The organism is Paenibacillus sp. P13VS, from assembly GCF_015143645.1.
Lineage (GTDB): Bacteria > Bacillota > Bacilli > Paenibacillales > Paenibacillaceae > Paenibacillus > Paenibacillus xylanilyticus_A.
On the sequence record NZ_WYEV01000005.1, the window covers coordinates 1 to 14,489 of the forward strand.

Sequence of the window (14,489 nt, forward strand, 5' to 3'; positions counted from 1 at the left end):
TGGCCGATCACCCTCTCAGGTCGGCTACGCATCGTCGCCTTGGTGAGCCGTTACCTCACCAACTAGCTAATGCGCCGCAGGCCCATCCTCAAGTGACAGATTTCTCCGTCTTTCCAGCTTCCTTCAGGCGAAGGAAGCAAGTATTCGGTATTAGCTACCGTTTCCGGTAGTTGTCCCAAGCTTGAGGGTAGGTTGCCTACGTGTTACTCACCCGTCCGCCGCTAAGCATCAAGGAAGCAAGCTTCCTATCAACTCCGCTCGACTTGCATGTATTAGGCATGCCGCCAGCGTTCGTCCTGAGCCAGGATCAAACTCTCCAATAAAGTATTGAAAAGAGCGATTAGCTCATTTTGAATCTGACGATTCGTTGTAAATCATAAGTTACTTTCCATTTGTTCAGTTTTCAAGGAACTTGTTGTCCGTTTCTGTTGATCATTGTCAACCGGACAGGATATTTATTTTATCATGTTAACCAACTAACTGTCAACACTCTTTTTCGTCATCATTCAAACTCTTTCGACAATCACTCGTTTGAAGCGACAAGAAATAATATACCATGTCTGAATTTAGATAGCAAGCATTTTTTAATTTTTTTTTCAAAGAGCATTTAATATATATAAGCAGCCAAAAAGCCATAAACCTTTCTTCTCATTTGTAATAAAAAGGGCCTTACCTTTATAACGCACTCTAATGTAACAGTTTGATGTGAGTGATCCAAAGCTTCTATAATGAGGTATATACAATAAAGAGAAAGCAATGACATAGCATCATTAAATACGTTCTTTATTTTCACCGCTTACTACATAGGAAGATTTACTGCTTATAACTTTATTTGAGGTGATCACTCTTGGAACAGTGGCTAAAAAAACTTCGCAAAGGGTACGGCAAGAAACTCGTGTCTCTCCACTTCTGGAATGCCTGGATCGTAGTGATTCTCGCCGTAACGGGACTCATGCTAGTCGGTGGATTCTGGCGTGAACTACTCGGTATAGGGCGCGTATGGCTAAAATGGCTTCATATAATTGTCGGATTGGCTATGTTAGCCCCTGTTGTATATTACTTGATCCTGGCGAGTAAACACTGGAAACAGCTCCGGAACAAGCCTTGGCAAAAAGTAAATACGATCATCGTGCTTGTTCTGCTGGTTGGCTGGTTAATCTCAGGCATTGTATTGTGGCAATTCAAACTCGCGGGACCAAAGTGGTCCAATGCTGCGTTACTAACTCATGATTTGTTAACCTGGTTGGGTCTGCCCTATATTATCTACCATTCCATTACCCGTACCAAATGGTTAAAAGATTCAACACGCCGCACGGTGAGTGCTGCCACATCAACGAAAGACATCCGCGGTACTGCCGATTCATTGGGTACATCTGGAGAAAATACAGCTGCTGCTGCAATTTCAACTCCTAGATCGGATCGTACTGCTTCGACAAAATCACCTGACCAACCTCAGAAACCCGAACCTGTGTATACACGGCGCGCGTTTATTCGGTCTGCTGTAGGTGTGGGATTAGCCGTTACACTCGGCCCTACCTTTGTCTCCTGGGTGGGACGCAATCTCAGTATCGATAACAGCATCGACAGTATGCTGGAGAACGACCCCAATCGGATGAGTCCGCTGCCGCAACCTGCGGCTGCTTCTTCCCCTCCTATTGGAGGAGGAGCTGAAGGGCATTTCCGAGTATACACGGTTACGCCCATCCCTTCCTTCTCGAATGAGAATTGGTCATTCCGGATTGATGGACTTGTCGAACGGGCACAGGTCTGGAATTGGGAACAGTTCGTTAAGCTCACTCGCACCGTACAGGTCAGTGATTTCCATTGTGTAACGGGTTGGTCCGTATACAAAAACACCTGGGAAGGCATTCCCCTTAAACATCTGCTAACCCAAGCCGGAGTGAAGCCCGGTGCACACAGTGTAAAGTTTTACTCTGGTGATGGGGTATACACGGATGCCATTACGATGGATCAAGCTCAGATGGATGATATCATGGTGGCCGTCATGCATGACGGCAAACCCATCCCGGCAGATCTCGGGGGTCCGGTACGACTTGTCATTCCCCAGATGTATGCCTATAAGTCGGTAAAATGGTTGAATCGCATTGAACTCATCGACAGCGAACATATTGGTTACTGGGAGGAACGAGGATATGACAAGGATGCGTGGCTTACTGGCGCAGCTCAGCGCATTCCCAATATCAGTTCCTAACGTTCACCCCCAACGATGTAGAGTCTATGAATTGAAAAACATCCTACAGACGCATAGCAAAAACCCCCGATCCACCTAATGTGGTTAATCGGGGGTTTCTTCATTTCCAAGCTTATGGGTTAGCCCTGCTGATTCAAAAGACGAACGAGTTCATCCTCATCCTCAATGGTTGGGATGCCGAGATCATGCGCTTTGGCCAGCTTGCTGCCCGCCTTCTCTCCGGCAATGACAAGATCAGTCTTTTTCGAGACACTGCCTGTCACTTTCGCTCCGAGCGCTTCCAGTCTTTGCGTTGCCTCGTCACGTGTCAGTTGATGCAGTGTTCCGGTCAGCACGACCGTTTTACCACTAAAGAAGGAGTCTTCGACGATCACTGCTGGTGCCTCCGGTGCCTGTGCTTTCACGCCCAAGTCCAGCATCTTTTCGATGGCAGCCTGGGTAAATGGATCTGCGAAAAACGTTACAATACTCTCCGCCACAATGCCGCCTACGTCTGGAAGTTCAACAAGTTCCTCCACGGTTGCATTCATAATAGCATGCAGATCACGATAATGGTCGGCCAGCATACGTGTCGTTGATTTACCTGTATTCGGAATGCCCAGCGCGTACAGGAACGATGCAAGGTCACGATCCTTACTATGCTCCAGCGCAGCGAGAAGGTTATTGGCTTTCTTTTCACCAAACCGCTCCAGCTTCACCAGATCATCAAATTGCAATGTATACAGATCAGCAGGCTCACGCACACTTAGCTCATCATACAGCTGAATCGCCGTCTTCTCACTGAATGTCTCAATATCCATGGCATCACGGGAAGCAAAATGAGAAATTCTTGCGACAGTCTGCGGTTTACAAGCCAATTTGTTATTACAGAACAGATGCGCTCCGCGCTGCTCCAGTGGGAATCCGCAAGCCGGACACTGCTCTGGATATATGATCTCTTCCCCATCACTCTCTTCCGTCACTTTACCCAGGATTTCAGGGATGACGTCATTGGAGCGGCGGATAAAGACACGCGTGCCCAAGGCAAACTTCAGATTTTTACGCTCAATATCGCCCACATTGTTCAATGTACAGTTCGACACCGTTACTCCCGCCAGTTCGACCGGTTCCACACGTGCCAGCGGAGTTACTTTGCCGGTACGGCCCACATTCCAATCCACGGATTTGAGTACAGTAGTGGTCTCTTCTGCTTCGAACTTGTAGGCTACAGCCCAGCGTGGGAACTTGTCCGTATAACCCAGCACTTCACGTGTGCGCATGTCGGTGATTTTGATAACGGCCCCATCAATCAGATAGTCCAGCTGTCCCCGATTCTCCTGAATGGCGGCAAGCTGTTCCATCACATCATCAAATTCATGGAAGTACGTAATCGACGGGTTCACTTTGAAACGGTTCTCACGCAGAAAATCCATCATCTCTTGATGATTGGCAAATTCAATGTCATCCGAGTACCCTACATTGTAAAAATAGGCATTGAGCCTGCGCTCTGCCGTCGTTTTCGGATTCAGATTGCGCAGAGCTCCGGCAGCTGCGTTACGGGCGTTTTTGAGCGGCTCTGCTGCGGTTTCATTGTACCGATTCAGTACGGACAGATTCATGATGCCTTCGCCTTGTACTTCAATTGTACCGTCGGTATACGGAATTCGGAGCGGGACGGATTTTATCGTTCTAACCTGAGCCAAAATCCCTTCGCCAACCGTTCCGTTCCCGCGAGTAGAAGCCTGTACCAATTCACCATTAGTGTATGTCAGGTTCAAGGTGAGCCCATCAAACTTCAACTCAATAACGTAACCAGGTTCCGGTAAAGGGTTGCCTGGATTTTTGCTGTTGTAGTCATTCACGAGCTTCAGTACACGAGTATTCCAGCTCCGCAGCTGCTCGATGTTTTGGGCTTTGTCCAAGCTCCACAACGGAGACAGATGGCGATGCGGGGTAAACCCCTTCAGCAGTTCGCCACCGACACGCTGGGTTGGGGAATCAGGCAAAACCATCCCGCTCTCCTGTTCCAGGGTAACCAGTTCGTCATACAGGAGATCATATTCCTTGTCACTGATCTGCGGCTGATCCATCGTGTAGTACTGATAATTATGCTGGTTCAGCTCGGTAACGAGTTGCTCCATCCGGTGCATCGGGTCCATACAGGGCCATCCCTCCGTTAATTTAATCTATGTAGAACGAACGTCTGAGCAACTCAGCGTTCGTTCGTTAACATTTATTCTACTTTGGTTATAGGGGCAAAACCGGCAAGCAGGCGTTTCACACCGACCGGAGCCGGGAAGGCAATTTGCAGTTCCGTGTCATTCCCGGTACCTTTTACCGCAACAATGGTACCCGTACCCCATTTGCCATGCTGCACTTTATCTCCTGCTTTGAAGCCAGCTTCACTATTCGAAGCTGCCGGCTTGGAGGCAGATGAAGGCGTAGCATATGTTGGACGCGAGGTACTTGTGGTCACACGGGAAGTTGGCGTGGACGAAGTAGCCGAGGAGCCACTTCTGCTCTGCTGTTCAAAGAGCTTGGCCGCACTTCCACCACCAAAGTTACTTCCGCCACTGGATCCCAGCCCACGTCCGCCATAGGAACCACCTGCATTGGCACCACGACGGTAACGGTCACGGGCAATGGAAGTATCTTCTTTTAGCTCATCCGGAATTTCATCCAGGAAGCGCGAAGGCGGGTTCGCCGTTGTGCGTCCAAACAAGGTACGCATCTGGGCACAAGACAGGAAGAGCTGTTCTTCTGCACGCGTAATCCCTACATAAGCAAGTCTTCGTTCTTCCTCCAGCTCTTCATTATCCATAAAGGCCCGGCTGTGCGGGAAGACGCCTTCCTCCATACCCACGATAAACACGACAGGGAATTCCAGACCTTTGGCACTGTGCATCGTCATCAGGGTAACCGCGTCGCTCTGATCCTCTTCATCATCGTTCATGCTGTCGATATCTGCAATGAGTGCCAGATCGGTGAGGAACGAGACGAGCGTTTTGTCTTCATTATTTTTCTCAAATTCCATGGTCACGGAAAGGAACTCTTCAATGTTTTCCAGACGTGCACGGGATTCAAGTGTATTTTCGTTCTGCATCTCAAGCCGATATTGACTCATCTCCAGAATCTTCTCGGTCAGTTCGGTTACAGAAAGGTACTCTACCATCTGATGCAGTGCAGCAATCATGTCGTAGAACTCTACCAATGCGTTCCGCGTGCGGCCCGCAAAGCCGAGATCGTCCACAACCTGAAGCACACGGAATATGGAAACTCCACGTTCTCCTGCTGCAGCTGCCAGCTTCGCCACCGTTGTATCCCCGATGCTGCGTTTAGGAACATTAATGATCCGGGTGAGGCTGATATCGTCGTCAGGGTTAGACAGCAGGCGCAGATACGCCAGAATGTCCTTGATCTCTTTACGATCATAGAACTTGATGCCGCCGACAATCTGATACGGAATATCAGACTTAATCAGAATTTCCTCTATAACCCGGGACTGGGCGTTGGTACGGTACAAAATGGCATGGTTTTGATAGGATTTGCCGTTCTTCACGTTTTTACTAATCTCAGAGGTAACAAAATACCCCTCATCATGCTCGGAGTCTGCACGGTACACCTTAATCTTCGAACCGCCCTCCTTGTCCGTCCACAGCTTCTTCGGCTTACGTCCGGAGTTCAGGCCAATGACCTCATTCGCTGCATTCAGAATGTTGGACGTCGAACGGTAATTCTGTTCCAGCAAGATGGTCTGTGCCTCTGGATAGTCTTTCTCAAAGTTCAGGATATTGCTGATATCCGCTCCACGCCAGCGATAGATCGATTGGTCACTATCCCCTACGACGCATATCCGGTGATGACTGTCAGCCAGCATGCGGCACAGCATATACTGCGCACGGTTCGTATCCTGATACTCATCGACGTGGATGTATTGGAATTTCTTTTGGTAAAAGTCGAGGACTTCCGGCACTTCTTTGAACAGTTGAATGGTTGCCATAATGAGATCGTCGAAGTCGAGCGAATTGTTGGCTCTCAGACGTTTCTGGTACATTTTATATACCTTCGCCACAATGCCTTCAAAATAGTCGCCAGCCTGCTTCTCATACTGGTCAGGACCGATCAGTTCATTTTTCGCGGTACTCATCATGGCCTGAACAGCTTTGGGTTCGAATTTCTTGGTGTCGATATTCTGGTCTTTCATACAACTGCGAATAACGGATAACTGGTCGGATGAGTCCAAGATACTGAAGTTCGAAGTAAAACCAATGCGTTCAATGTCACGTCGCAGGATGCGCACACACATGGAGTGGAACGTGGATACCCAAATGTCGCGACCTTGGGAGCCACCAACGAGCTGGGATACCCGGTCCTGCATCTCACGAGCAGCTTTGTTCGTAAATGTAATCGCCAAAATGCCCCATGGAGGTGTCTTGCGTGTTGCGATTAGGTAAGCAATCCGGTGTGTCAGCACCCGGGTCTTACCACTGCCCGCTCCGGCCATAATCAGTAACGGTCCATCGGTTGCCTCGACGGCTTGCCGCTGAGGGGTGTTAAGCCGTGCCACGGCATCATGTATATTTACAGGTTGCATGCATGCATGCTCCTTTCGTTGGTTGATCGGTATAACAGCTCTAACAGTTACACTTGGACTTCGATTGCAGAACCATCTTCCGATCGTTGTTATCCCCGGATTTTTTTGATTCCCTTCTTCAAAGGGAAAATCCTGTGATAAACACGACCACTTCGTTTCTTCAGATTGCTTCTGCACTCTCCGTTTCTGTGTAAACATAAACTTGTATACGAATTGCTTATTTAGTAGGGCAAAGTTCTATTTTAACAGATCGTAAGGGGAAATTGGGGGAATGGTAAACTAAACCGATTAAACGGTTCCTTTTACAGCTTGTACCGTCTCAAGTGCCTTCTTCAAATTGCTGTACACAATGTTACCCACGACGACGGTGTCTGCAACTTCGGAAGCTTGTGCTGCTTTCTCAGGATTGTCGATTCCCCCGCCATAAATGAGATGTGCGCGATCCAGTTGTCTATATGTCTCGCCAACCAGTTCCATATCGCCAAACGTTCCGCTGTACTCCATATATACAATAGGAAGATTGAGCAGCCGCTCTGCAGCTTGGGCATACGCCACCGCCGCACCAGTTGTCAGCTCTGTGTCTGCTCCGGTCAAACGCGCTACGGTGGAGTCAGCATTCAGCACGATATACCCCTCTGCAATTAGTAGATCCCACGGTATGAGGTAACCAAAACGTTCGATGGCCTGCTGGTGATGCCCAATCATCCATTTGCTATCCGTGGCATTCAGCACCATCGGGATCAGATATCCGTCAAAACCAGGGACAACCGCCTCCAGATCGGATACTTCCAGCACACAGGGCAGCTCATAGCGACGCACGCGGGACATCAGGTCTACCGTGTTATCATAGGTGATTCCCGAAGATCCTCCAACGATAATAGCATCGGTCCCCGACATACATACCAGATCGAGTGCTTCATCCGTGATTTCCCGGTCCGGGTCGAGCTTAAATACGTGTCTCCACTGCTTAATCATGTCTATCAACGAACATTCCTCCAGAGGTTCTTCTGCATCCTAAAAAGCTTGTAAACTAAGTCTAAGTCAGCAGGCAGTGAGTGTCAATGTTCGCATAAAAAGGGGAACAAAAAATCACCGACTTTTCCCTGTAAAGTGCAGGAATCGGTCTGTGATTTTAGGAGAAATGAGTTATATCAAAATTAATCAAACAATGCTCGAGTAATAATGAAGGGCTACTTTTCTAAATGAATGAAATGTTGATTTTCCAATTATAAATGCTATGGCTTCCAGGCAAAACGTGTATTCATCTGATCCAGCTCTTCTTCCGTCAGCACATCTGAATAGACGCCATATACGCCCCACTTTTCATAGTTGGCCACCTGGTCGGTATCATTGATGGTATGCACGTAAGTAACAGCGCCCGCCTTCTTCAGCTTGGCGACGAAGTTCTGATTCACTTTATATTCCGGCATGGTTACGGCATCAATATCATTCTTTTCCACAAAATCAACGACCTGTCCTTCCGTATCCTGCGTTGCATAAAGGGTATAGATAATGGACGGGAACGCATAGATTTCTTTCACGGTTTCCAGCATGGGCTCATTATAAATCTGCACGACGATGCGACTCAGTACAGATGGATCTTTCTTTTTGGCAGCGTTCACGAGAGAAGATAGCACCTGCTGAATATCCTCATCTTTCTGCTCCTTCGTATCCGTTACGATATACATATCGGGATATTGCGACAGCACATTAATGATGCCATCCGCGTCCATGGGTTGGTAGATGCCCAATATTGGGGTGTTCATAAATTCATCGTGCGTAAGTGCCCCAGCCTGTTTGTCTTCAGGAAGCTCCTCTTCCTGTCCCAGCAGTTTGCTCATATTGGCGGTCCATTCATGTCTGGCTACAGCTACGCGATCGGAGGTGAGCATGAAGTCGATCTCAAACACTCTTGTGCCCTTCTCGTAATTGGCGATCATCGCTTCATAAGCGTTGGTATAAGGCTGATCACGGATACTGCCCATGGCGTGAGCAATCAGTCGATAGGCTGTAAATCCGTCGTGCTGTTCCTCACTTTGACTCTCATAGGCAAAAAACAGGGTCCCCACGGTAACAATCAGTAGTGTAATGACGGCAGCGATTCGTTTCATATGATGTTCACATCCTTTAGGAGTGATATTAGGGAGAGGAATTTTATAGCTAAATAGATATGACAGTGTATGTGCGGGATTTCCTTTTTGATAGCTAACTACCCGAATTAATGAGGTGTAAAACAAAAAAGCTGCCCGGAGGCAGCTGTTAAATGGTGGTATGATTGATTAATTTGTTGGATCTAATACGCATTCTTGAGACCATTTCGGATGGTTTCCCAGATGATTTTGATATCGAATAATAAAGACCAATTTTCAATATAAAAGATGTCCTGTTCAATCCGATCCTCGATGGAGGTATCTCCTCTTAACCCTTTACTCTGCGCCAATCCCGTAATTCCTGGGCGGACGTGATGTTTAATCATATACTTCGGAATTTCATCCCGGAATTGATTCACGTAGTACGGACGTTCCGGCCTTGGGCCAACCACACTCATATGACCCAGCAGCACGTTGAAGAATTGAGGCAACTCATCCAGGCTGGTGCGTCTTATAAATGTACCGAATGCCGTTCGACGCGGATCATCCTTCGTGGACCAACCGGTATCAACTACACCTTCAGGAATGACTTTCATAGAGCGGAATTTAAACATCATGAAGTTGCGTCGATTAAGTCCAACACGTTCCTGTTTGAAAATGACCGGTCCAGGCGACGTCAATCGTACACCTAGCGCCACGATGACCATTACCGGGGAGGTCAGGATGATTGCGACGAGAGAGAACAGAATATCGAACGCACGCTTCATCAATCGGTTTACGGCCATATCGAGCGGGATATCACGCACGTTAATCATCGGCATGCCGGCGAAGTTGTCGAAATGCGGACGGGCCGGAAGATAATCAAAGAAGTCTGGAATAATCAGCGTCCGTACGCCGGCCTTCTCGCACACCTCAATAATATGCGGATACTTGTCGTGGGCATCCAAAGGAAGCGCAAGAATGACTTCGTCGATTATACGAATCGACAGAATTTCTTCCAACTGGTTGATTTGTCCCCTGATCGGCTTGTAGCGTTGCTGTTCCTCTTGATCCCATTGACGATAATCATCGAGAAAACCATATACCTCGTACCCGAGATCAGGATAACTACGGAGGTTATCATAGAACCGTTTGCCTAAAGAACCTGCCCCAAGGATCAATACGAATTGACGGTTGAAGCCCTTTTTGCGTAGTCTTCTCAGTTGAAGCTTTACGATGTAACGGTAGATTAGTGTGAAAACAACGTTGCCGATCATGTACATGGCCAGATATGCACGAGAAATGTCGACTTCCTTGAAGAAGAACATTAAGCTCATCAGCATAAAAAAGGCGATCCCATGGACCTGAATCAGTTTCATGAATTCATCTACAAAACGTTTCTTCCGCTTCGGCATATATAAGGAAGACATCACACCCGCTATAATTGAAAGTCCCCCGTACACTAAGCTCCATGCAAAATACTTTTCGATTGGCAACGAACCATGGTTGATAAGCAGGTCACTTTCAAACTTCATCCACCAAGCCATTAAGAAGGAAAACTGTATCACCATGAAATCTGCCGCAATATACAGTTGGGTCAGAAATTGCTGATTACGACGAATCATGCTTTCACCTCGGAAGATGCCTCTGTCTCACGAACTTCCGCATGACCAGATGCTAATTCTTTTTGGGCAGCCGGTCTAATCAGCTTATTGCGTAGCAGAGACAATGAGAATTTTAATGAGATACCGAGCCATACGGCTGTGTTGGTCAAAATACCATAACGCTTGGCATAATGCTTACGGTGGAAAACCCACATCGCTCTATGAAATTCATAAATGATTTTCATAGGTTTACGCCGGGCACTCGCACCCTTGTAGTGCACAATATATGTACGCGGGTAATAATAAATGCCCCAGCCCGCTTCTTTGATGCGATAACACCAGTCGATATCTTCACCGTACATGAAGAAGGTTTCATCCAAGCCCCCCACTTGGTCGATAGCTTCACGCCGCACGAGCATGAACGCGCCGACAAGACAGTCTACCGGATACTCATCATCCGGGCTGAGATGTCCGAGCTGGTACTGGTTAAACTTCGGACGATCCGGGAATATGCGTGAGATACCAAATGCATAATAAAATGAGGCCGATGGGGTAGGAAAGCCTCGCTTGCATGCTTTATCCAAGGAGCCATCAGGAAGGATCACCTTGCAGCCGGATGCTCCCGTCTCTGGATGGCGGTCCATGAATCCAATCATGATTTCCAATGTGTCTGGTTGCACAATCGTGTCTGAATTGAGCAGCAAAATATAACGCCCCTTGGCGATTTCCATGCCCTGGTTGTTGGCTACGGCGAATCCCGTATTGTCGCGATTGGCAATCATACGAACCTCTGGATAAGCTCCTCCGATCGCTTCCACGGATCCATCGCGCGAAGCATTGTCAACAACAATGACTTCATATTGAACGAAAGTAAGAGATTCATACACCGATGCCAGACAGTCCAGTGTCAGCTGGCATGTATTGTAATTTACGATAATAATACTTACATCTGGAATGTAGGCGCTATTATTTTCCAATCCTCCTCGTAAGGGAACATCTGCTGTTTCAACCATATTGTAATACTCCTAACTTTGGAATGCTGTGTTTAACTATTGAAAGTATAGCATATTATGGGCAAATTTGTTGAAGGCATAACCAATCTATACCTTATACCTTCTTCAAGACGTATATGAGTTTAAGAACAAGGTTATCAAGGGACGCTTGACGGTAAAAGGGCATTTTGGAAGCATAACTGATACGTTTAACCCAAGAGCTGTCTAATTGTTTTAAAAAGTGCCGTATGTCCCTTTGTTGCTGAGCAGATAATTGATCTTTATGGATTTGTAAGAACATCTTTGCTTGTTTGCTTAATATAAAATGATTTTTACCATTCATGAAGCGATTCCATCTGTTCTTCCATTTCATGATAAAACCTTCGTTGCTTCCACCCAAAACGTTATTTTGATGTTGTCGATACAAAATCATCGGCTCTCCATCAAAGATGACCTCACCAAATGCACTAACATAAAAATAGATCCACCAATCATGCATAATAACCTGAGTTAGATCGGAGGGAATGTTTGCCTTAACTTGCTGAAAAGCAATTGGATTCAGTACCATAGTGCAGCCCACGCAGCAGTTTTCGACCATGGCATTATACATGCTTAACGGCTTAGGAGGGAGGGTCGGCCACACATTTAGGTTGTTCAGATCCTGATCTACCATTTGTGTAGAAGAACAATACATCAGTGGTATATTTGATTGCCTCAATTGAAGTTTAGTTACCGCCCTTATAAGTTTTTCCGGCTTCCACACATCATCCTGATCGCAAAATGCGTAATAATCATACACAGGCTCCGTTTGGCGCATCAGTTCAAAAAAACTCCCGATCACGCCCAAATTTTCACCTTTAATAACTCGGATTTGGTCCGGATGAGACTGGGCATATTCATTTAATTTTTGTACAGTTCCATCAGATGAGCCATCATCCCTAATAATAATCTGGACGTCAACTTCATGTTGTGCGAGAAGGCTTTCCATCTGTTCATCAATGTACTTTACTCCGTTATATGTAGAAAGCATAATGCATACTTTAGATTTATTCACGTGCCACCTCAAAATCTGACTTTTCTTTATTATATACGAAAACTCCCGCCCATAAGTAAGAGCGAGAGTTACATCGTGCTACTATGGCCGTTCCTATTTCGACGACAATGAACTAATAAATTCACGCAGGCCCTCCCGCCATGGGCGGATATCCGTCAAACCATTGGTTCGAATGGATAGATGATCCATTACCGAATTACGCGGCCTGGGAGCTGGTCTGGGGAACTGCTCTGTCGTACAAGGCTCCAATTTTGCTTGGATGGTAAACCCGTCAACATTTCGAGCTTCCGCAAAGATCGCTTCCGTGAATTCATACCATGTACAAGTACCACTGTTGGAGGCATGATATACCCCATACATTTCTGTTTGCATAAGCTCTAGGATAAATCCTGCCAAATCAACGGTAAACGTAGGTGACCCCTTTTGGTCATGTACTACCTGTAGCTTTGGTTTTCCCTGACCCAATTTCAGCATCGTTTTGACAAAGTTATTCCCGTAGAGGCCGTAAACCCAAGAAGTACGCACAACAAACCATTTGGAGGACAACGACTGTACGAGCAATTCCCCCGCCCGTTTGGACTTGCCATACACACTTTGCGGATTCGTGTTATCGTATTCCTGATAGGGAGATGACGAGTTGCCATCAAATACATAGTCCGTACTAATATAAATTAGTTTAGCTCCAGCTCTTTCTGCTGCTACAGCAACATTGCGTGTTCCAACCGCATTCACCTTATATGCACCATCGATATCTGTTTCCGCTGCATCAACGGCAGTATAAGCCGCACAATGAATGACCGCTTCAGGATGATAGGAGGAAATAACGTCATTACACTGTGCCTGATTAGTTATATCCATCTGATCCCGATCACAAGCAAGAACAGCATGCCCCTCCTTCTCCAAAAGAAGAACGACATCCCGTCCCAGTTGTCCGTTTGCTCCTGTAACCAAAACCTTCATTACTCCACGTCTCCCAATCGAGATCCATATTGCTTGGCATAGTACTGTTGATACACGCCAGACTGAATACGAGTCCACCAATCTTTGTTATCCAGATACCATTGGATAGTCTCCTTGATCCCGGTTTCAAACGTATGCTTTGGTTTCCAGCCTAGTTCAGACATTGTTTTGGCCGGATCAATGCCATATCTGCGGTCATGCCCAGGCCGGTCCTGTACATATTTAATCAAAGATTCAGGCTTGCCGAGTTGCTCCAAAATAGTTTTCACGATGTGCACGTTAGTTCGTTCATTGTTGCCGCCGATGTTGTACACTTCACCGTTACGTCCTTGATGAATCACCAAGTCAATGGCGCTGCAGTGGTCTTCAACATAGAGCCAATCTCGAATGTTTAATCCATCTCCATACACAGGCAAGGCTTCATCAGCAAGGGCCAGTGAAATCATCAGAGGAATCAGTTTTTCAGGGAACTGGTACGGACCGTAATTGTTGGAACATCGTGTGATATTTACCGGAAGGCCAAAGGTCTCATGGTATGCACGCACAAGCATATCCCCACCTGCTTTCGAGGCCGAATAGGGGCTGTTTGGCTGCAACGGTGTCTCTTCCGTAAATAGACCTGTTGGACCCAACGAACCATATACCTCATCCGTCGATACCTGAACAAACTTGGTTACATTGTGTTTTTTAGCAGCTTCAAGCAATGCTTGGGTACCGTTCACATTCGTTTGCACAAACACACCAGGCTCCAATATGCTGCGATCGACATGAGATTCGGCTGCAAAGTTAACGACAACGTCCACACCTTGGCCAATCAGGCGATCCATCTCGGCAGCATCTGTAATGTCTGCTTTGACAAAAGTATGTTTTTTGTTGCCTTCAAGTGATTTCAAGTTTTCCAGATTACCTGCATACGTCAGAGCATCTACATTAATAATTTCGTAATCAGGATGCCGCTCTAGTATATACATCACAAAATTACTTCCAATAAAACCGGCCCCGCCGGTAACGAGCAGTTTCATAGT

At 46.8% G+C, this 14,489-nt stretch carries 10 protein-coding genes and 1 rRNA gene; 1 reads left to right on the plus strand and 10 read right to left on the minus strand.

The window, feature by feature from the left end; genetic code table 11:
• A 16S ribosomal RNA gene (locus GUA98_RS13895) occupies window positions 1-323 on the minus strand; the annotation flags it as partial.
• A gap of 524 nt (window positions 324-847) precedes the next feature.
• Between GUA98_RS13895 and GUA98_RS13900 the strand changes: the two genes are divergently transcribed.
• On the plus strand, window positions 848-2,212 hold the full coding sequence (locus GUA98_RS13900) for a molybdopterin-dependent oxidoreductase (RefSeq protein WP_193723447.1): 1,365 nt from the start codon (window positions 848-850) through the stop codon (window positions 2,210-2,212).
• A 119-nt stretch (window positions 2,213-2,331) separates the two neighbouring features.
• Here GUA98_RS13900 and ligA read toward each other — a convergent pair whose 3' ends face one another.
• The 9 genes from ligA to rfbB all read right to left on the minus strand — a co-directional run bounded on the left by ligA (window position 2,332) and on the right by rfbB (window position 14,486).
• Window positions 2,332-4,350: an NAD-dependent DNA ligase LigA gene (gene ligA, locus GUA98_RS13905; RefSeq protein WP_193723448.1), complete on the minus strand. Its 2,019-nt coding sequence runs from the start codon at window positions 4,348-4,350 to the stop codon at window positions 2,332-2,334.
• Window positions 4,351-4,424: 74 nt separating this feature from the next.
• The gene (pcrA, locus tag GUA98_RS13910; protein WP_153980077.1) at window positions 4,425-6,785 is read right to left on the minus strand and encodes a DNA helicase PcrA; all 2,361 of its coding nucleotides are present in this window, start codon (window positions 6,783-6,785) and stop codon (window positions 4,425-4,427) included.
• A gap of 288 nt (window positions 6,786-7,073) precedes the next feature.
• Complete coding sequence (locus GUA98_RS13915) at window positions 7,074-7,769, minus strand: heptaprenylglyceryl phosphate synthase (protein ID WP_193723449.1); 696 nt, start codon at window positions 7,767-7,769, stop codon at window positions 7,074-7,076.
• 251 nt (window positions 7,770-8,020) lie between these two features.
• Window positions 8,021-8,896 carry a phosphatidylinositol-specific phospholipase C/glycerophosphodiester phosphodiesterase family protein gene (locus GUA98_RS13920; RefSeq protein WP_193723450.1) on the minus strand — a complete coding sequence of 292 codons (876 nt, stop codon included), beginning with the start codon at window positions 8,894-8,896 and terminating at the stop codon, window positions 8,021-8,023.
• Window positions 8,897-9,078: 182 nt separating this feature from the next.
• Window positions 9,079-10,479, minus strand: coding sequence for an undecaprenyl-phosphate glucose phosphotransferase (locus tag GUA98_RS13925; RefSeq protein ID WP_193723451.1), 1,401 nt, complete (start codon window positions 10,477-10,479; stop codon window positions 9,079-9,081).
• Window positions 10,476-11,471, minus strand: coding sequence for a glycosyltransferase family 2 protein (locus GUA98_RS13930; RefSeq protein ID WP_193723452.1), 996 nt, complete (start codon window positions 11,469-11,471; stop codon window positions 10,476-10,478). Before GUA98_RS13930 ends, GUA98_RS13925 begins: the two co-directional genes overlap by 4 nt.
• 94 nt (window positions 11,472-11,565) lie before the next feature.
• A complete protein-coding gene (locus tag GUA98_RS13935; RefSeq protein WP_321573880.1) occupies window positions 11,566-12,504 on the minus strand; it encodes a glycosyltransferase family 2 protein in 939 nt (312 codons plus the stop codon).
• 93 nt (window positions 12,505-12,597) lie between these two features.
• Complete coding sequence (gene rfbD, locus GUA98_RS13940) at window positions 12,598-13,464, minus strand: dTDP-4-dehydrorhamnose reductase (RefSeq protein ID WP_193723453.1); 867 nt, start codon at window positions 13,462-13,464, stop codon at window positions 12,598-12,600.
• Window positions 13,464-14,486, minus strand: a complete 1,023-nt coding sequence (gene rfbB / locus GUA98_RS13945) for a dTDP-glucose 4,6-dehydratase (protein ID WP_193723454.1) — start codon at window positions 14,484-14,486, stop codon at window positions 13,464-13,466. The genes rfbD and rfbB overlap by 1 nt, the downstream gene beginning before the upstream one ends.
• Between the last annotated feature and the right edge of the window lie 3 nt (window positions 14,487-14,489).